General features: G+C 66.1%; 16 protein-coding genes. 14 read left to right on the top strand and 2 right to left on the bottom strand.

Annotation, left to right across the window (positions count from 1 at the left end; genetic code table 11):
* Positions 1-61: 61 nt before the first annotated feature.
* Entirely contained in the window at positions 62-4,882 is a 4,821-nt protein-coding gene (locus D0Y85_RS16510; RefSeq protein ID WP_117311297.1) for an ESPR-type extended signal peptide-containing protein, read from the top strand.
* 69 nt (positions 4,883-4,951) lie between these two features.
* Positions 4,952-5,689 (top strand): hypothetical protein, encoded by a 738-nt coding sequence (locus D0Y85_RS16505; RefSeq protein ID WP_117311296.1) that lies wholly within the window; start codon positions 4,952-4,954, stop codon positions 5,687-5,689.
* 61 nt (positions 5,690-5,750) lie between these two features.
* Here D0Y85_RS16505 and D0Y85_RS16500 read toward each other — a convergent pair whose 3' ends face one another.
* Positions 5,751-6,395, bottom strand: coding sequence for a hypothetical protein (locus D0Y85_RS16500; RefSeq protein WP_033831892.1), 645 nt, complete (start codon positions 6,393-6,395; stop codon positions 5,751-5,753).
* Between the two features lie 251 nt (positions 6,396-6,646).
* A complete protein-coding gene (locus D0Y85_RS16495) occupies positions 6,647-9,073 on the bottom strand; it encodes a penicillin-binding protein 1A (RefSeq protein WP_117311295.1) in 2,427 nt (808 codons plus the stop codon).
* 217 nt (positions 9,074-9,290) lie between these two features.
* Here D0Y85_RS16495 and D0Y85_RS16490 point away from each other — a divergent pair, with 217 nt between their 5' ends.
* The 12 genes from D0Y85_RS16490 (at position 9,291) to D0Y85_RS16435 (ending at position 23,056) form a co-directional block, all read left to right on the top strand.
* Positions 9,291-10,349 carry a pilus assembly protein PilM gene (locus D0Y85_RS16490; RefSeq protein ID WP_117311294.1) on the top strand — a complete coding sequence of 353 codons (1,059 nt, stop codon included), beginning with the start codon at positions 9,291-9,293 and terminating at the stop codon, positions 10,347-10,349.
* A complete protein-coding gene (locus D0Y85_RS16485) occupies positions 10,349-11,245 on the top strand; it encodes a PilN domain-containing protein (RefSeq protein WP_117311293.1) in 897 nt (298 codons plus the stop codon). The genes D0Y85_RS16490 and D0Y85_RS16485 overlap by 1 nt, the downstream gene beginning before the upstream one ends.
* On the top strand, positions 11,242-11,898 hold the full coding sequence (gene pilO / locus D0Y85_RS16480) for a type 4a pilus biogenesis protein PilO (RefSeq protein WP_117311292.1): 657 nt from the start codon (positions 11,242-11,244) through the stop codon (positions 11,896-11,898). Before D0Y85_RS16485 ends, pilO begins: the two co-directional genes overlap by 4 nt.
* Positions 11,895-12,431: a pilus assembly protein PilP gene (locus D0Y85_RS16475; protein WP_170919634.1), complete on the top strand. Its 537-nt coding sequence runs from the start codon at positions 11,895-11,897 to the stop codon at positions 12,429-12,431. Before pilO ends, D0Y85_RS16475 begins: the two co-directional genes overlap by 4 nt.
* A gap of 21 nt (positions 12,432-12,452) precedes the next feature.
* Positions 12,453-14,432 (top strand): type IV pilus secretin PilQ family protein, encoded by a 1,980-nt coding sequence (locus tag D0Y85_RS16470; protein WP_117311291.1) that lies wholly within the window; start codon positions 12,453-12,455, stop codon positions 14,430-14,432.
* A 274-nt stretch (positions 14,433-14,706) separates the two neighbouring features.
* On the top strand, positions 14,707-15,732 hold the full coding sequence (locus tag D0Y85_RS16465; protein ID WP_117311290.1) for a MoxR family ATPase: 1,026 nt from the start codon (positions 14,707-14,709) through the stop codon (positions 15,730-15,732).
* An 8-nt stretch (positions 15,733-15,740) separates the two neighbouring features.
* A complete protein-coding gene (locus tag D0Y85_RS16460) occupies positions 15,741-16,670 on the top strand; it encodes a DUF58 domain-containing protein (RefSeq protein ID WP_117311289.1) in 930 nt (309 codons plus the stop codon).
* On the top strand, positions 16,667-17,116 hold the full coding sequence (locus tag D0Y85_RS16455; protein WP_117311288.1) for a DUF4381 domain-containing protein: 450 nt from the start codon (positions 16,667-16,669) through the stop codon (positions 17,114-17,116). The genes D0Y85_RS16460 and D0Y85_RS16455 overlap by 4 nt, the downstream gene beginning before the upstream one ends.
* Positions 17,113-18,117 carry a VWA domain-containing protein gene (locus tag D0Y85_RS16450; RefSeq protein ID WP_117311287.1) on the top strand — a complete coding sequence of 335 codons (1,005 nt, stop codon included), beginning with the start codon at positions 17,113-17,115 and terminating at the stop codon, positions 18,115-18,117. The genes D0Y85_RS16455 and D0Y85_RS16450 overlap by 4 nt, the downstream gene beginning before the upstream one ends.
* 47 nt (positions 18,118-18,164) lie before the next feature.
* Complete coding sequence (locus D0Y85_RS16445; RefSeq protein ID WP_117311965.1) at positions 18,165-19,970, top strand: tetratricopeptide repeat protein; 1,806 nt, start codon at positions 18,165-18,167, stop codon at positions 19,968-19,970.
* The gene (locus D0Y85_RS16440; RefSeq protein WP_117311286.1) at positions 19,967-21,664 is read left to right on the top strand and encodes a BatD family protein; all 1,698 of its coding nucleotides are present in this window, start codon (positions 19,967-19,969) and stop codon (positions 21,662-21,664) included. The genes D0Y85_RS16445 and D0Y85_RS16440 overlap by 4 nt, the downstream gene beginning before the upstream one ends.
* 57 nt (positions 21,665-21,721) lie before the next feature.
* Positions 21,722-23,056: a dicarboxylate/amino acid:cation symporter gene (locus D0Y85_RS16435; RefSeq protein WP_025874240.1), complete on the top strand. Its 1,335-nt coding sequence runs from the start codon at positions 21,722-21,724 to the stop codon at positions 23,054-23,056.
* The last annotated feature ends 11 nt before the right edge of the window (positions 23,057-23,067 follow it).

Raw genomic sequence — 23,067 nt, 5'->3', positions numbered from 1 at the left:
GCACGCCGCTGCGGCTTTCCGCCGCTGCGGTTCCTTTTGTTTCGTTTGTTAAGGAGTATCCATGAACAAGATCCATCGTCGTATCTGGTCCACTGCACGGCAGTGCTGGGTGGTGGCAAGTGAGCTGACCCGAAGGAAGGGACGTAGCGCCGGAAGTACCAACGCTGCTCTGTTGGTCTCCGTTCTGCTGGGCTCAGTTTCCACCAATGCAAGCGCCGCGCGCTTTTATGGTTGTGATAGTGCTGCGGTCGGAGCGGTGTACTGCGTTCCGATTGCGGGACAGGAGGACGTGGCAAATGCGAGCTCCTCGTTGCGCAGTTTTCACCATCTTTCGATAGGAGGCAGCGCGTGGACCGATGGCAGCTATTCCACGAGTTTTGGGAATAGAACGTCTGCCGAGGGCGACAAAAACTCACTCCTGGGCTATGGGGCGGTCGCTACACAAGGGTACGCGTCAGTATTCGGTGCACATGCGGTCGGTGATGGCATCGGAACAGTCGCCTTAGGCCATGACGCGAAGGCCTACACCGAGAATTCAATCGCAGTAGGCAGTGGCTCACGGACAAATGAGGGCGCAGGCGTGTCGAAGATTGCCATCGGCGGCGATGCTTACGCAGGGACCAGTGGCTGGACCGGATCCATAGCACTTGGCGGCAAGGCACGCGCCGAGTACGACAGCCTGGCCATGGGATACGAGGCCAGGGCTACCGCGAGCGGAGCGGTGGCAATCGGGCGTGGCTCGGTAGCCAGCGAACGAAACACCGTATCGGTCGGCAACGGCAACACCAAGCGGCGTATCGTCAACGTGGACGATGCGCGCCTCAATGCCACCAGCACCGATGCAGTAACGGGCAAGCAGCTGTATCAGTTGTCCACTGCGACCAACGGGCTGATCAGCCAGACGAGTACGGGTGGGACAGTTCGCATTGGCGCGGAGAACACTGGCCCGACATTGACGATCAGCAACAAAAGTGGAGCTGCCCGGTATCTCAACGGGGTCCGCAATGGCGCGCTCAACGCAACCAGCACCGATGCGGTCACTGGACAGCAGCTGTTTGCCACCAATCAGAACGTGACGGCGGCGACCAATCGCATCAATGCGAAGGCCCTCTCACTGGGGGAAGGTGCAACGGCCGAATCTGTTGCGTACGGGGTGAGTACAGCGCTGGGTCACAACGCCAAAAGCTACAACGGCCAGAGTGTAGCCGTCGGTTTCGACGCCCGTGCCGGCGTGGATGCTGCCGGCAACAAGGTGGACAACCTGAACGCGGGTGTCTCGCTGGGCTCGCGCAGCCGCAGTGGCAATGGTGCCGTGGCGGCTGGTCTGCAGGCCAGCGCAGTAGGTGATCGTGCCATTGCCATTGGCCACGAGGCGTCGGCAGACGTCATTCATGCCACCGCGATCGGGTTCCAGAGCAAAGCCAGTGCCGGCCAGGCCACGGCATTGGGGCGTGGTACCCAGGCAAGTGCTTCCTACTCGACTGCCATGGGCAATCTGGCCCATGCCTCGGCCGAGAGTGCTGTGGCCATTGGAGATCGCTCCCTCGCCCAGCACAATGGTTCGGTGGCGCTGGGCAATGGGTCGCAGACCAGTGCCGCCTATCAGATATCAGTCGGCAGCGCCAGCATCAAGCGCAAGCTGGTCAACCTGGCCGACGGCGCGCTCACTGCCTCCAGTACCGAGGCAGTGACCGGCAAGCAGCTCAATGCGACCAATACCAACGTGACTACGGCACAGAACGCGGCCAATACCGCGCAGGTGACTGCCACAGGAGCGAAGACCGCAGCCGACAGCGCGCTTGCCAAGGCCAACGCCCTGGCCGGGCTGGTGAGCCAGGTGTCCGCCGCGGGAAATGTACGTCTGGGCAGTGAAAACACCGGTACTGTGTTGGACGTGCGCAACAAGGCCAATGCCAACCGCAGTATCAGCGGGGTTGCCGACGCGACGCTGAGCAGCAGCAGCACCGAGGCTGTCACCGGTCGGCAACTTACCGCTACCAACAGCAACGTGACCACGGCACAGAACACCGCCAATGCCGCGCAGACGACAGCCACTGCGGCCAGGGCCACTGCGGACAACGCGCTGGGCAGGGCCACGGCATTGAGTGGACTTGTCAGCCAGGTATCGGCCACGGGCAACATGCGCCTGGGCGCAGACAATGCCGGCGCCGTGGTGGATGTGGCCAACAAGGACGGCGCGAAGCGGCGCGTCAACAACGTCGCCAATGGCGTGCTGAGCAGCAGCAGCACCGACGTTGTGACTGGACAGCAGCTTCATGCCACCAACCAGTCTGTTTCCACGCAGGGACAGTCACTGGTGCTGCACGGCCAGCAGCTGGCAGCGCATACCCAATCCCTGGCGGAACAGGGCCAGCGCGTTGCGACGAACCGTGCCGACATCGATCAGCTTCGTACGGACGTGGACAACTTCGATCCGGATCTGGATGGGGTGGTGAAGTTCAGTCCCGATCGCCTGCTTGTGGACATGGAAGGTGCGCGCATATCGGGAGTGGCTGCGGGAGATGTCAGCTCTGCGGCCAGTACTGATGCGGTGAATGGTGGGCAGTTGTTTGCGACCAACGAGAAGATCTCGGCACTTGAGGGCGCCGGAAGGTTCGTCGCCGTAGGCGGCGGTGGACCGGCCGATAGCGCGGCTGCGGGATTGATCGCGGTCGCGGTCGGGGATTCGGCGAGAGCCGAGGCTGAAGGATCGGTGGCGGTTGGTAGTTTCTCGATGGCAGCGGGAAAGAACTCAGTCTCCTTGGGGAGGGCTTCAAGTGTCGCGGGAGAGGCTGAGGATGGCTTCGCGCTAGGAGTTAGGGCATCCGTTGAGTCGGAGAAGGGCGTTGCAATAGGTGCCGGAAGCTCTGTTTCCGAAGCTGCGTTTAACAGTGTCGCCGTGGGCGCCGGCTCCACTGCGACTGAGGCGATGACGGTCTCAGTTGGACAAGGTGTTCTGAAGCGCCGGGTTGTGAATGTCGCTCGGGGTGTGAACGAAGGTGACGCATCGACGATTGGTCAGGTCAGTGACGCACTGGCAATGCTCGGGGGAGGCGCCGGCTTTGGCTCAGGAGGCGATGTCATTGCTCCTGTCTACAATGTACAGGGTGGTACGCAGAACAGCGTGGGTGATGCCTTGGCTGTGCTCGATGGCGCAGTGCTCAGGTCCGATAGTCGCGTAGATCGCGTCGAAGGCCAGCTGCGCGCGACATTCCAGCAGTCGCCATCAATCAGCGCAGATGGAATCGGCCAACTGAACCTGGCTGGTGCGCAGGGCATGGTTCTGTCGAATCTTGCCGATGGACGTATTGCTGCAGGGAGCCGTGATGCCGTAACCGGCAGTCAGTTGTACGCCGCAGAGCAGAAGATCTCGCAGAATCGGAATGATCTGGAGGCCATGCGCAAGGAGCGGGAGATGGGCGAGCCGGCGATGCCTGGATTGGATGTGAGCGTCATCGACTATGGCGGCGCGCGCTTGACTGGTGTGGCCGAGGCGAAGCTGTCGGCTGAAAGCTCGGACGTTGTGCGCGGTAGCCAGCTATTCCGGACTAATGAGGTGGTAGCCAGTTTGGCTGATCGTTTCAACAACGTGGTGGTGGATCACGATGACCTAAGTACTCCGGCTGAGGCAGCGTTCCTATCCGTGGCCGTTGGTGGGGACACTCGGGCTTTGGGGGAAGGATCGACTTCAGTTGGTAGTTATGCAGCTTCACGCGGTAAGCAATCCACCGCAATCGGATACGGTGCGCACATAGCTGCCGATGCACTTACCGGGGTCTCGCTTGGCCAAGCCGCAGGCGTGTTCGCAGATTGGGGTCTTGCTCTAGGGAGTTACAGTAGGGTGAACGCGGGGGCAAGATTCGCCGTTGCTGTGGGTGCGCAGTCGATCGCTGAATCCGAGATGGAGGCTTCATTCGGTCATATGTCGTTGAAGCGACGCCTCACCAATATTGCCAACGGTACCGCCAACCACAACGCTGCCACCGTCGGCCAGCTCCGCAGCGCACTGTCCGCACTCGGCAGCGAAGTCGATGCCAACGGTAACATCGTCGGCCCCAGCTTTAAGGTGCAGGGCCAGTCCCAATCGACGCTCAATGGCGCATTGGGAGCGCTGGACTCCGCCGTAGTCACCACCGGCTCCCGCGTCGATCGCGTGGAAACCCAGCTCCGCTCGGTGTTCCAGGAATCTCCGTCCATCCGCAGCGACGGTACCGCCCAGCTCACCCTGGCCGGCGCCAACGGCATGGTCATCTCCAACGTCGCCAATGGTCTGATCGCCGCCGGCAGCCGCGAGGCGGTCAACGGCGGCCAGCTGCATGCCGTGCAGCAGCAGCTCAATGGTCGCATTGATGGCCTGGAGCAGCGCGTGGACGGCCAGCCGCAGATGCGTGCAATGGGCACGGCATCGGCGGCACCGACCGAAGAGATCATGCCAAGCCCGGAAGCCAGCGGTTCGCCGCAGGTCGCTTCGGCGGGCGAGAGCGCTTCGCCTGCACCGCAGCCAAAGTCGAAGAAGAACGAATCGCCCGCGCCCACGCCGCAGGTTGATACCGCCGAGCTGGAAAGGATGCTGGCCCGCGCCAACGAGTACACCGATGGTGCGATCAGCAACTTCGAGCGCCGCCTGGACAAGATGGACAAGCGCTTCAACCGCATGGCGGCGATGAGCAGTGCGCAGACGGCCATGGCCATGAACACCGCGGGCCTGGCCACCTACAACCGCCTTGGCGCGGGCGTGGGCTACGCCGAGGGCGAGTCGGCCATGGCGGTGGGTTACCAGCGCGTACTCAACGACAAGGGCTCAGCCACCTTCAGCCTCAATGGGGCGTTCACCAACAGCGGTGAACGCAGCATGGGCGTGGGTGTGGGCATCGGCTGGTAAGCCATGGCGCCCCGGTGTGGTGCGCGTAACGAGCCCCGCCGCGCCGGGGCCATTGCAGAGGAGGTTGCAATGTATCGCTTCATGAGCCGCTTCATGACCTATCGGCGCTACTACCTGTGGCGCGCCCGCATCCGCTATTTCACCCACGACATGGATACGTGGACGCTGGCCTGCCTGGTGCTGATGGTCTGCATGGGGTTGATGGTGTGGGGGTTCTGGCGCGTGGTGAACGTGCCGAAGCCCCGAATCCACCCGGAGGCCGCGGCCGTGCGGGTGGAAGTGCTGACCGACGAAGCGATCCATCGCATCGTGCTGGTGCGCCACGGTGGCACCACGCCGGGTCATCCCTTCTACAGTGCTGCGGAGATCCGCGGCAGCACCCAGCGCACGCTGCGGGTCCGGCAGACCCTGCAGGACCCGGTGGCGATGAAGCTGCAGGCGGACATGTACGCCGACATTGCCGACTACATCAACGCGACCGGTGCCTGCATGCCCTTTCCCTGCCGCCGCGTGAGTTTCCGCATCGAACAGCTGCAGCGGTCGGGGTACGAGAGTGCGGTACGCAACAAGGCGCTGGCCGAGATCCTGCAGGTGCCGTGGTACCTGGTGCCGAACCTTGATGGCGAACGCACGCGCGTGCGCAGTGGCTGGGCCGATGACTTCCAGGATGTGTATGCGCACGCCTGGAACCTGGATGACCTGCAGAAGATGCATGCGCGCATGATGGCCGAGTACCCGTACCGTGCGGCGGTGCCGTGGCTGGCACGGCTGGCGACCCCTGCCCAGGAACAACTGGTCTTCCCGTAGCGCCGGGCCATGCCCGGCTGCTCTTGGCGCAGAGCCGGGCACAGGCCCGGCTCTGCCAGGTTCAGCCGCCGATGTAGGCGGTGATTTCCATCTCGGCCAGCAGCTGCCGCAACTGCGTGGCCGACGCCCGCCGCATGGGTTTCTCATCCACCGGCGACAGCGGGGCCTGGCGCAACGCATCGTAGGGCAGCACGGCCAGGTCGAAGGTCAGGTCTTCGGCACTGAACACCCACACCGGTACATCCAGGTTGCGCTCACGGTCCATCCGCAGGCGCCGCGTACGTGATTCGGCGGGGATGCGGTGTTCGTCCAGGAAGCGATGCACGGCCTCCGGGTCGTCACTGTGCAGGTGCAATTGCACGGGGCTGTTGGCATCGGCGGTGCCGTCCAGCACCGGTCCGGCCAGGCGTGGCGAAAACCCGTGCAGGAACTCCAGCGCCCGCAACGCGGACTCGCGCCGCCGCTGTAGTTCGCTGCCGTGCTGCGGGCCGGAGAACAGCCGTTGGTACTCGCGCAGGGCCTGTTCGATCTCGACGTTGCGGGGCAGGGAAGCATCGTCGTGGATGCCAAGACGGCTGGCAGCCTTGAGCTTGGCCTGGTGGAAGTCGCGGATTCCGCCTTCGGCCATCAGCCGGGCGGCTTCGTGGGCGAGGCGATGACGCCGTTCGCGGGTCTGGCTGGCAGCATGCTGGTGAGCGCGGTGCATGCGATGACTCCCTGTTGCGACCTGGCCACAGACTAGCGCAGGCGTGTGACATCTGCGTGGGTATTTCGCAGAGGTGCCGCTGCGCTCGCCGGGCATGGCCCGGCGCTACCGGGAGATGGCGCCCAACGGGTGCGGCATGGTAGCGCTGGGCCATGCCCGGCGGATGCATCGGCGCCAACCAAGGTTGGCGACTACCAGGGCAACGTCGGGCCATCGTGCCAACCAACGGTTGGCACCCACCCAGCCTGGCTTCAGAAGATATCGAACGCGGCCGCGTCAGCCTGCGGGGTGCTCTGCAGGTTGAGGTCGTAGTCGGTCAGGCGGTCCATGTCTTCCACCTTCACCCACTCCACCGCACCGTTGAGGGTGGCCTGGACCATCCCGCTCGGCGGTTCGTTCTGTGCGATCGGGGTGTCCTTCAGTGCAGTGCGCATGTACTCGATCCAGATCGGCAGGGCCGCCTTGCCACCGTATTCGCGGTAGCCCAGCGAGCGGAAGTCGTCGCGGCCCACCCACACGGTGGTCACGTACGGGCCGCCGAAGCCGGAGAACCAGGCGTCACGGTGATCATTGGTGGAGCCGGTCTTGCCGCCCACGTCTTCGCGGCCGAGCACCTTGGCCTGCGCGCCGGTGCCGCGCTGGACCACGTCGCGCATCATCGACACCAGCTGGTAGGCGGTACGGGCGTCGATCGCACGCGGTGCGGTACGCGCGTCCGGGTTGGCGGGTGCGGCCGGCGTTTCGGTCTTGGCTTCTGGCTTGGCAGCGGCGGTGGCATCGACCTTGGGTACCGGGGCGCCGAAGTTGAAGCCGTCCACGACCTGGTTCACCGGCTGGTCGCTGCTGCCGGCGCAGTCGCGGCAGGCCATCGCCGGGTTTTCCTTGAACACCAGGTTGCCATCGCGGTCGTTGACCTGGTCGATCAGCCAGGTGTCCACGCGCGAGCCGCCGTTGGCGAACACCGCATAGCCGCGGGCCACCGACAGTGGGGTCAGCGAGGCGGTACCCAGCGACATCGACAGGTTCGGCGGCAGCTCGGACTCGGCAAAACCAAACTCGCTGATGTACTTGCGCGCGTAGTCCACGCCCATGCCGTCGAGCAGGCGCACCGAGACCAGGTTGCGCGACTGCACCAGCGCCTCACGCAGGCGCATCGGGCCGCGGAAGCCGCCGCCATCGTTCTGCGGGGCCCAGGTCTTGCCGCGGCGGTCGCGGAACACCACGGGGGCGTCGAGCACGATCGAGGCCGGGTTGTAGCCCTTGTCGAAGGCGGCCGCGTAGACGAACGGCTTGAAGCTCGAACCGGGCTGGCGACGGGCCTGGGTGGCACGGTTGAACTTGTTGCCGGAGAAGCTGAAGCCGCCGACCAGCGCCTTCAGGGCGCCGCTGTGGGCGTCCAGCGAGACCAGCGCGGACTGGCCGCGCGGGAGCTGGTCGAGCAGCCATTCGCCCTCTTTGGCGCCAGCGCGCACGCGCACGATGTCGCCACGCTGCACCAGCTTGGCCGGGCTCTTGTTGGTCCACTTGGCGGCGCCGGCCGGCAGCACGATCTCGCTGCGGTTGGCCAGCACCACGGTGGCGCTGCCGTCGGCGCCGGTGCTGGCGACGATCGCCGGCAGCAGGCCGGCCTGGCCGAACATGCCGCGCAGGTGCTCGGCCAGGGCCGCGGCATCATCGCCGGCGCCCAGCTGTACCTGCTTCTCCACGCCGTGCCAGCCGTGGCGATGGTCGTACAGCAGCAGGCCGTCGCGCACCGACAGGTTGGCGGCGGTCTGCAGGGTCGAATCGATCGTGGTGGTGACGTGGTAGCCCTTGTTGACCACGTCGCCGCCGAAGCGGGCGATCATTTCCTGGCGCACCAGCTCGGCCACGTACGGGGCATCGACCTGCACCGGCGGCTCGTGGGCGGTGGCGTGCATCGGCACGGCCTTGGCCGCATCGGCCTCGGCCTGGCTGACGAACTTCAGGTCGGCCATGCGCTGCAGCACATAGTTGTCACGACGCTGGCGGGCGCGCTCCGGGTTGGAGATCGGGTTGCCCGAGGACGGGAACTTGGGGATGCCGGCCAGCGAGGCCATCTCATCCAGGTCCAGTTCGCCCAGCTTCTTGCCGTAGTAGAACTCGGCGGCGGCGGCCACGCCGTAGGCGCGGTTGCCGAAGAAACTCTTGTTCAGGTACAGCTCGAAGATCTCGTCCTTGCTCAGCTCGGACTCGATCTTGCGCGCCAGCAGGATCTCGGCCAGCTTGCGGGTATAGCTGTACTCGGAGCTGAGGAAGAACTGGCGGGCCACCTGCTGGGTGATGGTGGAGCCACCGGGCACGCGCTTGTCGTTGGTAGTGGCCAGCAGCCACACCGCGCGACCGATGCCCTTGTAGTCCACGCCGCCGTGCTCGTAGAAACGGGCATCCTCGGTGGCCAAGAACGCCTGCTTCAGCTTCTCCGGCACGTCCTTCATGGTGATGGGGGTACGCCGGGTCTCACCGAATACCGCCATCAGCTTGCCGTCGGCAGCGTAGACGTACATCGGCTCCTGCATTTCCACGTCGCGCAGGGTCTGCACGTCGGGAAGCTTGGAAGAAACGGCGTAGTACAGGCCGCCAACGGCGGCCGCTCCAACCAGCGCCAGGACCAGGACAACAAGAAAGATCCAGCGCAGCCAGCGGCGGAGACGGGTCATCGGTGTCAGATTCCGATTGCGAATTTCGTGGTCGCAGAGTATAGATTACGCAAGGTGGCGGCTGGGGCCGGCACTGGGGAGTGCAAGGGGACGCCAGGGGCTGCGTGTTCATCCTGTGAGGGATGTCACAGCAGGGCGGTTGCCATTTGCTAAGAATACGTTATTAATGCGCGGACGCAGCTCTTGCGTCCAAGTGCCCGTCGGCAGGGGAGAAACCGTGGGGCTCATCCCAAAAAGTCAGTCGCCGCTCATTGGCGTCGACATCAGTTCGACTGCGGTAAAGCTGTTGCAGCTTTCCCGCAGCGGCAACCGTTTCCGTGTGGAACATTATGCCGTGGAACCGCTGCCGCCGAACGCGGTGGTGGAGAAGAACATCGTTGAGGTGGAGGCCGTGGGAGAGGCCATCCGCCGGGCGATGAACCGTTCCGGCAGCAAGGCCAAGCTGGCCGCTGCGGCCGTGGCCGGTTCGGCGGTGATCACCAAGGTGATCCCGATGCCGGCCGACCTGGACGAGAACGACATGGAAGCCCAGATCGAGCTGGAAGCGGTCAACTACATTCCGTATCCGATCGAGGAAGTGAACCTGGACTTCGAGGTGATCGGGGCGATCCCGAACAACCCGGAAATGGTCCAGGTGCTGCTGGCGGCGTCGCGCTCGGAAAACGTCGAACTGCGCCAGTCCGCGCTGGAACTGGGCGGTCTGCAGGCCAAGGTGATGGACGTGGAGGCCTTCGCGGTCGAGAACGCCTTCGCCCTGGTGGCCAACGAGCTGCCGGTGTCGGCCGAGGGCGTGGTCGCGCTGGTCGATATCGGCGCCACCATGACCACCCTCAACGTGCTGCGCGGTGGCCGTAGCCTGTACAGCCGCGAACAGGTGTTCGGCGGCAAGCAGCTGACCGACGAGATCATGCGCCGCTATGGCCTGAGCTACGAGGAAGCCGGTCTGGCCAAGCGCCAGGGCGGGCTGCCGGAAAGCTACGAGATGGAAGTGCTGGAGCCGTTCAAGGAAGCCACGGTCCAGCAGATCAGCCGCCTGCTGCAGTTCTTCTACGCCGGCAGCGAGTTCAACCGCGTCGATCACATCGTGCTGGCTGGCGGCTGTGCCGCCCTTGCAGGCCTGCCGGAGATGGTCGAGGAACAGCTGGGCGTACCGACCGTGGTCGCCAACCCGCTGGCACAGATGACCCTGGGGCCGAAGGTGCAGGCGCACGCGCTGGCCCAGGACGCCCCCGCGCTGATGATCGCGACCGGTCTGGCGCTGAGGAGCTTTGACTGATGGCACGCATCAATCTATTGCCTTGGCGCGCCGAACGCCGCAAGCAACGCCAGCGCGAGTTCGGCATCATGCTGGGCATGGCAGCCCTCGGTGGCCTGCTGCTGTCGCTGTTGATCTGGTTCTATTACGACATGCAGGTGAGCGGGCAGAATGACCGCAATGCCTATCTGCAGACCGAGATCGACAAGGTCAAGGAACAGAACAAGGAAATCGACCGCCTCGACGAGCAGAAGAATCGACTGCTGGCCCGCAAGGCCGTGATCGAACAGCTGCAGGCCAAGCGTTCGCAGATGGTCCACCTGTTCGATGCGCTGGTGCGCACCATTCCCGATGGTGTGGTGCTCACCGCTCTGCAGCAGGAAGGTGACGTGTTGACCCTGGAGGGCCGCACCCAGTCCAACGCCCGTGTTTCGGCATACATGCGCAACCTCGAAGTTTCCGGCTGGATGACCAATCCGGAGCTGGCGATCATCGAGGCGCGCGAGCCGGAGAAGGACAAGGAAGGGCGCGCGACCGGCCCGGTGGCTGACATCAAGGCATTGCCGTACGTGTTCAAGGTCAAGGTCAAGCTGCCCGCACAGAGCGAGGAAGCAGGCGCCACGCCGGGCCTGAACCCGGATGGCAGCGTGGCCGGCACCGCGCCGGCAGCGCCGACGGTCGCACCGCTCGGCGCCGGGCCCGACGCCGCAGCACCGGCTGCCGCCGCACCGGCGCCGGGATCGACACCGGCACCGGCAGCGACGCCTGCGACCGCTCCTGCACAGGCCCCAGCACCGGCGGCAACGCCTGCGCCGGCCAAGCCCGCGCAGGCCGCACCGGCCACCAAGCCTGAGGGCAGCCGCCTGGCGCAGCCGCCACAGGCCTTCCACGCCCCGCTGCAGGGGGATCGCGCATGAGCAGGAAAGTCGACATCAAGAACCTTGACTTCAACGACATCGGCAACTGGCCGAGGAACGCGAAGATCGTGTTCTGCTCGCTGATTGCCGTGGTGATCATGTTCGTGCTCTGGATGCTGCTGATCAGCGGCAAGCGCGAGGAGCTGGCGGGCCTGGAATCGCGGGAAACCGAGCTGCGTGCCCAATTCACCAAGGAACAGGAACGCGCGGTCAACCTGGAGCCGCTGAAGCAGCAGCTGGCACAGATGGAGCAGGTGCTGCAGCAGATGCTGCGGCAGCTGCCCAGCAAGACCGAAATGCCGGACCTGATCATCGACATCTCGCAGACCGCGCTGTCCAGCGGCCTGGCCAACGAGCTGTTCGAGCCCGAACAGGAGCAGATCAAGGAGTTCTACGCCGAGAAGCCGATCAAGCTGCGGATGGTGGGCAGTTACCACCAGTTCGGCGCCTTCGTCAGCGGCGTGGCCTCGTTGCCGCGGGTGGTGATCCTGACCATGCACGACATCAACCTCAAGCCGAAGGACAAGACCGGCGGCAACATCCGCGCCGGTGCGCTGGAACTGTCGGGCACGGTCAAGACCTACCGTTACCTGGATGAGGCCGAGGTTGCCGAACAGCAGAAGGCTGAAGCGGGCAAGGAGGCGAAGAAGTGATCCGTTCCTTCATTGCGCGTGGTGGTATGGCGTTGACCGTGCTGCTGCTTGCCGCCTGTGGCCGCGGCGTGACCAGCACGCCGGGCGATGCACCCAATCTGGAAAAGTGGGTCGAGAGCGAGCGTGCGCGACCGGCGCAGCCGCTGGAACCGCTGCCGGTGATGCAGCAGTTCGAGACCTTTGAATACTCCGCGCAGGGCATGCGCGATCCGTTTACCGATGCCTGGACCAACCCGCAGCAGGGGAATGGGGGACTGCGGCCAGATCCGAACCGGCGCAAGGAGCCGATGGAAGGCTTCCCGCTGGACGCGCTGGACATGGTCGGCACCATCGGAACAGGCGCCGGCACCGTGGCGCTGGTGATGGGGCCGGACAAGGTGACCTATCGGGTGCGTCCCGGCGGTTACCTGGGGCAGAGCGACGGGCGGGTCACCGCGGTCTTTGAAGACCGCGTGGAGCTGATCGAACTGGTGCCGGATGGCGCGGGTGGCTGGCTGGAACGTCCAGCAACGCTCGCGCTGGAAGATCAATGATCGTTTACTGGGGATAGCACGATGACCTTTCACCAAGCCAAGGGGCTGCGTCCCATCCGGCGCTCTACCTTGAACCGCATCAGCGCGCTGGGAGTCGCGTTGATGCTGGCCTGCGCTCCGGCGCTGGCCGCCGCACCGTCGGAAAAGCCGGCCGGCACGGCGCTGGCGGCCACGCCGGCCGCTGCACCGGCAGGCCTGTCGGTCGCACGCATCGATTTCAAGCGTGGCGATGACGGCGCGGGCCGCCTGATCCTGCAGTTCGATGGCCAGGGCGCCATGCCCGACCTGCGCAGCCAAGGCAACAGCGTGGTTGTCGATGTCGGCAACGCACGCCTGCCGGCCAACCTGCAGAAGCCGATGAACGTCACCGACTTCGCCACCCCGGTGCAGCGCATCGACGCCAAGCCGTCCGGGGCCGGCACCCAGCTGGTGCTGAGCACGGGCGGTCCGGTCGAGTCGCTGGCCTACCAGAGTGGCAACGAGTATGTGGTGGAGATCAGCCCGCGGCAGGCCCAGGCCGCCGTTGGCGCAGTCACTGCCGGCAGCGTGACCCAGGCCGCCAAGGGCGTGCCGCAGCGCGGCTACGCCGGCAAGCCGGTGACCTTCAACTTCCAGGACGTGCCGGTGCGCACCGTGCTGCAGTTGATCGCCGAAGAGTCGAATCTGAACGTGGTGGCCTCCGACTCGGTGCAGGGCAATGTGACCCTGCGTCTGGTCAACGTGCCGTGGGACCAGGCACTGGATATCGTGCTGCGTGCCAAGGGCCTGGACAAGCGTCGTGACGGCAGCGTGGTGTGGGTTGCGCCGCAGTCCGAGCTGGCCAAGTTCGAGCAGGAGAAGGAAGACGCGCGCATCGCCATCGAGAACCGCGAAGACCTGGTGACCGACTACGTCCAGATCAACTACCACAGTGCCACGCAGATCTTCAAAGCGCTGACCGAAGCCAAGGGAATTGGCGGCGGCGGTGGTGGTGGTGGCGGCGGTGGCGGTGGTGGCAGTTCGCAGGAAGAAAGTGGCTTCCTCTCGGGACGCGGTCGCATCGTCGCCGACGAGCGCACCAATACGCTGATGATCAGCGACATTCCGAAGAAGATCGCGCGCATGCGCGAGTTGATCAGTGTCATCGACCGCCCGGTCGACCAGGTATTGATCGAAGCACGCATCGTCATCGCCACCGACACGTTCGCGCGCGAGCTGGGGGCCAAGTTCGGCATCAGCGGCAGCCGTGACAACGTGTATTTCAGCGGTGACCTGGAGGCCAACGCCAAGACCCGCCAGTCGCAGGTGGACACAAACAACGCGAATGCAAAGGCCGAGCGCGACTGGATTGCCGGTGGCCGCGTGGGCCCGCCGCCGGTGTCGGTCGGCTCGGCCATCACCCGTGGCCTGAACTGGAACCTGCCGGTGGCAGCGGCCAGCAACCCGGGTTCGCTGGCACTGTCGATCCTCAACGCCGGCTATCTGCTTGATGTGGAATTGTCCGCCATGCAGGAAGAGTCGCGTGGTGAAGTGATTTCCAACCCGCGCGTGGTGACCACCAACCAGCGTGAAGCGCTGATCAAGCAGGGCAAGGAAATCGGCTATGTCACCATCAGTGGTGGCGGCGCAGCAGGTGGCGCACAGACCCCGAATGTCCAGTTCAAGGAAGTGGTGCTGGAACTGAAGGTCACCCCGACCATCACCAACGACAACCGCGTGTTCCTCAACATGGCGGTGAAGAAGGACGAGGTCGATCAGCTGATCCAGCTGCAGGGCTACGGTACCGTGCCGTCCATCAACCGCCGCGAGGTCAATACCGCCGTGCTGGTGGAAGATGGCCAGACGGTGGTGATCGGTGGCGTGTATGAATTCACCGACCGCAACAGTGTCAGCAAGGTGCCGTTCCTGGGCGACGTGCCGTTCCTGGGCAACTTGTTCAAGAAGCGTGGCCGCAACAAGGACAAGGCCGAACTGCTGGTGTTCGTGACCCCGAAGGTACTGCGCGTGGCCCGCCAGAACTGAGGCATCGCTTCTGCTGTATCCGACCGGGGCCGCCACGTGCGGCCCCGCGTCGTTTGCGCGGCAGGATCACGATGGATCCACCGCACGCCCAGTAGATCCACGCCACGCCTCGCCAGTAGATCCACGCCATGCGTGGATAAGGCATGGGTGGATCACGTCATGCCCAATAGATCCGTCCTGCGTGGAGGCTGTTCAGCCGTCCTTGATGCCAGCAGCCGGATGGCCTGCGATGATGTGGGGAACCCGAGCCATCCCGCGCCGGTCAAAGGCCCCCATGAACCTGCCTCCGCCGATGCCCGAATCCATCTCTCCGCCGCCTGCCCCCACTACCTCGCGCCTGCATGCGGCCTTCAGCGATCTGCGTGATGCACTGTCGGCCGAGATCGTCGGCCAGGCGGCGCTGGTCGAACGCCTGCTCATTGCCTTGCTGGCTGATGGCCACCTGCTGGTGGAAGGGGCCCCGGGCCTGGCCAAGACCACGGCCATCCGGGCCTTGGCGGCACGGCTGGAAGCGGACTTCGCACGTGTGCAGTTCACACCGGACCTGCTGCCTTCGGACCTGACCGGCACCGAGATCTGGCGTCCGCAGGAAGGTCGTTTCGAGTTCGTGCCGGGGCCGATCTTCCACCCGATCCTGCTGGCCGATGAAATCAACCGCGCGCCGGCCAAAGTGCAGTCCGCGCTGCTGGAAGCCATGGGTGAGCGCCAGGTCACCGTCGGTCGCCACACCTATGCGCTGCCGTCGCTGTTCCTGGTAATGGCCACGCAGAACCCGATCGAGCAGGAGGGCACCTTCCCGCTGCCGGAAGCGCAGCTGGATCGTTTCCTGATGCACGTACGCATTGGTTATCCCGACCAGACGGCCGAGTCGGAAATCCTGCGGCTGGCCCGCGAGCGCGCCCGCGGTGCGCTTGGCGAGGCCGCAGCGGCGCCGGAAAAGCTGCCGATGCAGGATGTCTTCGATGCGCGCCGCGAGGTGCTGGAGCTGCACATGGCCCCAGCGCTGGAACGCTATCTGATCGAGCTGGTGCTGGCATCGCGTGACCCCTCGCGCTACGACGCCTCGCTGGCGCGCCGCATCGCGTGGGGCGCCAGCCCGCGTGGCTCCATCGCGCTGGAGCGGTGTGCGCGAGCGCGGGCATGGTTGGCCGGGCGTGATTTCGTCACCCCCGACGACGTGCGTGCCGTCGCGGCCGATGTGCTGCGCCACCGGGTTCTGCCCAGTTATGAAGCTACCGCCGAAGGCTGGGATGGTGAGCGCCTGGTGCAGGAGCTGCTGGCCCGGGTACCGGCGCCCTGAGCGCGCGCATGACCGGCACGACCCACGGACCTGCTCCGGTTACCAGCGAAGGCGATGGCCTGCGACCGCAACTGGCCGAGCTGGTGGCATTGCGCCGCCTGGCACAGCGTCCGCCGCCGCCTCGTCGTGGGCGAGCGGGCAGCGCCGGGCAAGCGCCTTCGCCGCTGCGCGGACGCGGCATGGAATATGCAGAATCGCGCGAATACGTAGCGGGCGACGACGCGCGCCACATTGACTGGCGCGTCACCGCGCGCACCGGGCGCACGCACACCAAATTGTTCCAGGCAGAACGCGAACGGGTCACCCTGATCGTTGCCGATACTTCACCTGCGCTGTACTTCGGCACCCGCGTGCGCTTCAAGTCGGTGCAGGCGGCACGCGCCGGCGCCGTTGCGGCATGGTCCGCGCAGCGGCGCGGCGACCGCATCGGTGCACTGCGCGGCAGTGATCGCGAAGCACCGATCGCGCCGGCCGGTGGCACGCGCGGCGTACTGCGTGTACTCGATGCACTCACGCGCTGGTACGCGCAGCCACCTGCCGATGACCTTGGCCTGGAGCGCGCGCTGGACCATGCCGGGCGGGTGCTGCGCCCCGGCGCGCGGATGCTGGTACTGGCCGATCCGCAGCAGGCGATCCGGATTCCGCCGGCGCGCTGGAGCGCATTGGCCCAGCACCACGACCTGAGCCTGCTGCTGCTGGTCGATCCGCTTGAGCTGCAGCCGCCAACGGCGCCGCTGCAGTTTCTCGCCGCGCAGCAGCGCATCGGCCTGGACCTGCGCCGCAGCGACGTGCAGGCGCACTGGCAGGCGCATTTCGTCGAGCCCCTGCAGCAGCTGCGCCGCCAGCTTGCCGCACGTCGCGTCGATGTGCAGGTGCTGTCCACCGATGCGGCCAGCGACGCCTGGCTGGCACCGGCACCAACGGAGGTGCCGGCATGAGTACCTCCCTGCCACTGCGTGATGTGCAGTTGCCGCCCTCGCCAACGTGGTGGCCACCGGCGCCTGGCTGGTTGATGCTGATCGCATTGGTTCTGCTGATGCTGGCCATTGTTGCTGCGGTGGCATGGCGTCGTCGCCGTCGCCGCCAGCAGTGGATGCGCGTGTTCGATCAGGAGATTGCGGCAGTGAACGGCGCGCCGTCGGAACTGGCGGCCATCGCCAGCCTTCTGCGGCGTGCGGCGCGTCAGGCGCGACCGGGCACCGAGGCACTACGCGATGACGCGTGGTGGCAGTACGTAGATCCCAAGGACACCCTGCCACTGGCGCAGCGCAACCTGCTGGCCGAGGGTGCCTATCGTCCACACGTGGATGCCGCTGCGGTGGCTGACGTGCGCGCTTGGGCACGGGCGCGCTACCTGGCCTTGCTGCAGGAGCGCCGCCGATGAGCGCGCTGGCAGCTTACTGGCCCTGGCCGGATCTGCAGCTGGCGTGGCCGCTGGCACTGCTGGCATTGCCGTTGCCGATCCTGATGTACGCGTGGAAGCGGCGTACCGATCCGGGCGCTGCGCTGCGTGTGCCTTACGCTGCTGCCGAACTGGAAGCACTGGCGGGCGGTGGTCGTGTCGGGATTTCCTGGCTGCGCAGTGGCTTGCTGTGGCTGGGCTGGCTGGCGCTGTGCCTGGCGATGGCGCGACCACAGCAACTGGGTGAGGCGATCACCCCGCCGCAGGAGGGCCGGCAGATGATGCTGGCGATGGACGTGTCCGGCAGCATGAGCGAGCCGGACATGGTGCTCGGTGCGCAGGCGGTGGAGCGCTTGACCGCAGCCAAGGCGGTGCTGGCCGATTTCCTGGACCGTCGTGCCGGCGATCGCGTCGGCCTGCTGGTGTTCGGTGATCGTGCCTACACACTCACACCGTTGACTGCGGATCTGTCCAGCGTGCGCGATCAACTGCGCGACAGCGTGGTTGGCCTTGCCGGGCGCGAGACGGCCATTGGTGACGCCATCGCGCTGGCGGTCAAACGCCTGCGCGACCAGCCCGAAGGGCAGCGTGTACTGATCCTGCTGACCGACGGCGTCAGCAACGCCGGTGTGCTGGAACCTCTGCGCGCAGCCGAGCTGGCGCGTGCCGAAGGGGTGCGCGTGCACACCGTGGCGTTTGGCAGCGACGGTAGTGCGCGGTTCTTCGGCATTCCCGTGGCCGCCGACCGCGACCCGGTGGATGAGGCAACGCTGCGCAGGATCGCCGAGATGACCGGCGGCCGCTTCTTCCGTGCGCGTGACACCGATCAGCTGGCTGGCATCTATGCCGAACTGGACAGGCTGGAGCCAATCGCAGCGAAGGGACCGGCACTGCGTCCGCGCAACGAGCGCTACGCGTGGCCACTGGCGGTCGCCTTGCTGCTGGGCGCGTTGGCGTGGGCCTGGCCGGAACGTCGCCGATGAGCACCACGTTGCTGAAAATGCCGGACTGGAGCGCGTTCGACTGGAGCATGTTCGATTGGAGCGCACTGCATTTCCTGCGGCCGGACGGATTGTGGTTGCTGGTGGCACTGCCGTTGATCGTCGCGGTGTCCATCTACCGGCAACGGCGCAGCGACGCGTGGCGGCAGGCGGTCGATGCCCACCTGTTGTCGCACTTGCTGGCTGGCGAGGGAAAGCGGCGCGTGCGCCTGCCATGGGCATTGCTGTGGGGCTGGACCCTGGCGGCACTGGCGATGGCTGGCCCCAGCTGGAGGCAGCAGGCGCAGCCGATCTATCAGGCCAGTGCGCCGTTGGTGGTGGTGCTGGATCTCTCCAGCCGCATCACCGCGACCGACCTGCCACCCTCGCGCCTGCTGCAGGCGCGGGCAAAGATCGGTGCGCTGCTGCGCGCCCGTCAAGGCGGACAGGTGGGCCTGGTGGTGTATGCCGAAGATGCCTATACCGTGGCGCCGTTGACCGACGACGCGGCCAACGTGGCGCTGTACCTGGACGCGCTGTCGCCGGAGGTGATGCCGCGTGATGGACAGCGCGCCGACCGTGGCATCGACTGGGCGGTCCGCTTGCTGCGGCAGACGGGTGCCGTGCGCGGCCAGATCCTGCTGGTCAGCGACCAGGCGGACAGCGAAGCGGCGCTTGCCGCAACACAGGCGCGTGGCCTCGGCCTGCAGGTGTCGGTGCTGGGCCTGGGCACGCCATCCGGCGCCGCTTATCGCGATGGTCAAGGCCAGATCGCACAGGCCGCGCTGGATGAAACCAGCCTGCGCGCCGTCGCCACCGCAGGCGGCGGGCGTTACCAGCGCATCGTCAGCGATGATCGCGACCTGAAGGCATTGGACGTACTTGATGCCAGCGACGGCGGTGCGTTGCAGCGGCCCGGGCAGGCCCGGCAGTGGCAGGACGAAGGCTATTGGTTGTTGCCGCCGGTGATGCTGCTGGCACTGCTGGCGTTCCGCCGTCGCGCGGTGCTGGCGGCGGTGCTGGCCGTGGGTCTTCTGCCCTTGAGCGGGCAGTTGCAGGCACAGCCGCGCGCGCCCATGGCTGCGCCAACAGCGGGCACGATGTGGGAACGTGCCGACCAGCGTGAGCATGCACGCCTGGCCGAGGGTGTGCAGGCGTACCGTCAAGGTGATTTCGCCACGGCCCGCAAGCAGTTCGAAGGCATCGACAGCGATGCGGGCTGGTACAACCTCGGCAATGTGCTTGCTCGCCAGGGCGACTACGACGGTGCCATCGCCGCCTACGACAAGGCCTTGGCCCGCCACCCGCAGATGGCCGACGCCGTCGCCAACCGTGCGGTGGTCGACGCCGCGCGCAAGCGCAAGTCGTCGTCGAACAACAGCCAGGGGCAGGGCAAGGGGCAGCAGAAGCCGCAGCAGGGACAGCAGCAGAACCAGCAGGGCCAACAAGGTCAGCAGAATCAGCAGCAGGGCCAACAAGGTCAGCAGAATCAGCAGCAGGGCCAGCAAGGCCAGCAAGGCCAGCAGGAACCGCAGAGCCAGAAGGGCCAGCAGAACCCGGCGTCTGCAGGTTCCGGCCAGCAGGGGGCGAAGCAGGAGCCGCCGCAGGCAGCCGACGCGCAGGCCCAGGCGCAGGCCGATGCCCAGCAGCGCCAGCGCATGCAGCAGGCCCTGCAGCAGGCGCGCGCCGGCGAAGCCGGCAAGGCAGCAGTGCGCGGCGATGGCGGCACGCCGCAACAGCGTGAGGAACAGCAGGCCGTAGAGGCGTGGATGCGGCGCGTGCCGGATGATCCGGGGGCACTGCTGCGGGCCAAGTTCCAGTTGGAAAACGAACGTAGAAAGAGGGAAGGGCGATGACAGGCATGGCGAGCAGGCAAATCCGGTGGCCCTTGCCTGTACTGGCGATGCTGCTGTGGCTGCCGATGGTGGCCATGGCGCAGACGCGCGCCTGGCTGGAGCAGGACAGCATCGCCGCCGGTGACGCCGTCACCTTGCACATCGAGACCGACCAGGGCGCGCCAGACTATGCACCGTTGAATGCCGATTTCGTGCTCAGTGCGCAGAGCAGCAACCGCCAGGTGCAGTGGAGCAATGGCGGCGTCCAGCAGCGCAACCTCTACACGGTTGCGTTGACGCCGCGCCGCACCGGTACGCTGCAGGTGCCTTCATTACAGGTAGGCGCAGCACGCACGATGCCCTTGGTGCTGCAGGTAAGTGATGCCGTAGTGGCCACACCGCAGAGCAATGCCACCGCCTTCATCGAAACCGAGGTGGATGACCCGACGCCCTACGTGCAGCAGAGTGTGGGCGTGGTGGTCAAGCTGTACTTCGCCTCGCAGCTGGCGTCGGGCGAACTGGTGCTCGACACACCCAGTGGCGCTTCGCTGCAGCGGGTGGGGGAGGATCGCAGCGACGTGCGCCAGGTCAACGGCCGGCGCTACAACGTGGTCGAACGTCGCTTCCTGCTGATCCCCGAGCGCAGCGGGGCGTTGCGCCTGCCTGGCGCGCGCTTCACCGGCCGCAGCGCAGGTGGCTTCTTCGATGACTTCTTCGGGAGCGGTGGCGATGGCCGCATGAATGCCGTCGGTGCCGAACGCACGCTGCAGGTGCAGGCGCAACCGGCTCAGGCCGTGCAGCCGTGGCTGCCCCTGCACAGCCTGCAATTGCGCTACACCGCCGCACCCAGCAGTGCGCGCACGGGCGAAGCGGCCACCGTGATGGTCGAAGCGATCGCCAATGGCGCTACCCGGGCCCAGTTCACCGATCTGCCCGTGCCCGACCTCGGCGACGCCGCACAGGTGTTCGCCGAACCTGCCCAGTACGAGGAGACCTTCAACGGCAGCACGCCACGCCTGAAGATCACCCGTCGCTATTCGATCGTGCCGCGGCAGGTTGGATCCCTGCGTGTGCCCGGGCCGCGCGTGGCCTGGTGGAACGTGGACAGTGGCAGTGCCCAGCAGGCCAGCCTGCCGGATCTGGAACTGGCCGTGGCCGCAGGCCGGGCCGGCGCGCCGGTGGCACAACCGATCGATACCGATGCCGCGTTGCCGGGAGACGCCGCACCCACCGCTGCATCCTCTCTTGCACCCACCGCAGCAGGTTCCCGGCCGTGGCCGTGGATGGCTGCCGCCGCAGGCCTGGCGCTGCTATGGCTGTTGACCCTGGCATGGGGATGGCGACGTGGCCGCCGTGCCGTCGTCCACACCCATCCGGTTCCCCGGCCAGGAGCCAGTGCCCCTGCAACGTCCTCGCGTGCCAGCGTGGCCGAGCTGCGCCGGGCGATCGATGGCGAGGGCTTCGACCAGGTAGAGGCGCTGCTGTGTTCGATGGCCGGCGTGGAACGCCTGGAACAGGTGATCGAGCGCCTGGCCGATCCGGCCCAGCGGCAGACCCTGCAGGCGTTGCAGCAGGCGCGCTGGGGCGGGATGGGGGATGTCAGCGCGCTGCGGGCCCGCCTGCGCGAAACCTTCCGTGACGGACCGCACTGGTCGGCCGCCACCGGCGCCGTCGACACTGGGCTGCCGCCGCTGTATCCGCCGCGGCAACCCTGAACCGGCGCGGCTTGCGCGCTTTGTTAGAGTAGATTCATTTTTCGAGGAATCCCGCGCATGACAGCAGCTGCTGCCGACAAGAAGAAGTTGCCCCTGCATTGGAAGATGGGCATCGGCTTTGCGATCGGCCTGGTCCTGGGACTGATCGTGCATGCCCTGGGCGGCAGCATCGAAGGCCTGCAGACCGGTGCCAAGTGGGTAATGGACTACGTCACCACCCCGGCGTCGGGCCTGTTCCTCAACCTGATCTTCATGCTGATCGTGCCGCTGATCTTCTCGGCGCTGATCATGGGCGTGTCGGAGATGGGCGACATCCGCGCCCTTGGCCGCATCGGCTGGAAGACGCTGGCCTACACCGTGCTGCTGTCCGGCATCGCGGTGGGTATCGGCCTGGTGCTGGTCAACCTGCTCAAGCCCGGTGCCGGCGTCGACCCGCAGGTGGCCGCGCTGATGCTGTCGGAGAATGCCGAGCGCAGCAAGGAAATCGTTGCTGGCATCCATGGCACGCCGAAGGGCATGGACATGCTGCTGTCGATCGTGCCGAGCAACGTGCTGCAGGCCGCGTCCGACAATGGCGCGATCCTGTCGCTGATGTTCTTCGCGCTGATGTTCGGCATCGGCATGGTGCTGACCGACGAGGCAAAGGTCGCGCCGCTGCGTCGTGCCATCGAAGGCGTGTTTGAGATCTCGATGACCCTGATCAACCTGGTCATCCGCCTGGCGCCGTATGCAGTGGCCTGCTTCATGTTCAACCTGGCCGCGCTGTTTGGTTTCGATCTGATCATCCGCCTCGGCGCCTACGTGGGCGTGGTGGTGCTGGCGTTGGGCCTGCACATGGTGGTGACCTACGGCACTGCGGTCTGGCTTTCGGGCCGTTCACCGCTGGCGTTCTTCCGCCAGACCCAGGAGGCCACGGTGATGGCCTTCTCCACCGCCTCCAGCAACGCCACCCTGCCGACCGCGCTGCGCGTGGCCGACCAGATGGGCCTGCCGCAGCGCGTGTCGCGCTTCGTGCTGACCGTGGGCGCCACCGCCAACCAGAACGGCACGGCGCTGTTCGAGGGCGTGACGGTGATCTTCCTGGCCCAGTTCTTCGGTGTCGACCTGAGCATCGGCCAGCAGGTCATGGTGATGGCGGTCTGCATCCTCGGTGGTATCGGTACGGCCGGTGTGCCGTCCGGCTCGCTGCCGGTGGTGGCGATGATCTGTGCGATGGTCGGCGTCAATCCGCTGGGCATCGGCCTGATCCTGGGCGTGAACCACTTCCTGGACATGTGCCGCACCGCGCTGAACGTGACCGGCGACCTGGCCCTGACCACGCTGGTGGCCAAGGGTGAAGCGCCGGACACCCCGGCCGAGGCCGCTGCCGCCGCGGCCCGTCTGGACAACTGACCTGGGCCATG

This window comes from Stenotrophomonas sp. G4, from assembly GCF_003428825.1.
Taxonomy (GTDB): Bacteria; Pseudomonadota; Gammaproteobacteria; order Xanthomonadales; family Xanthomonadaceae; genus Stenotrophomonas; species Stenotrophomonas indicatrix.
The sequence above is the reverse complement of the archived record's forward strand: the minus strand, read 5'-3'. Positions and strand labels throughout refer to the sequence as shown.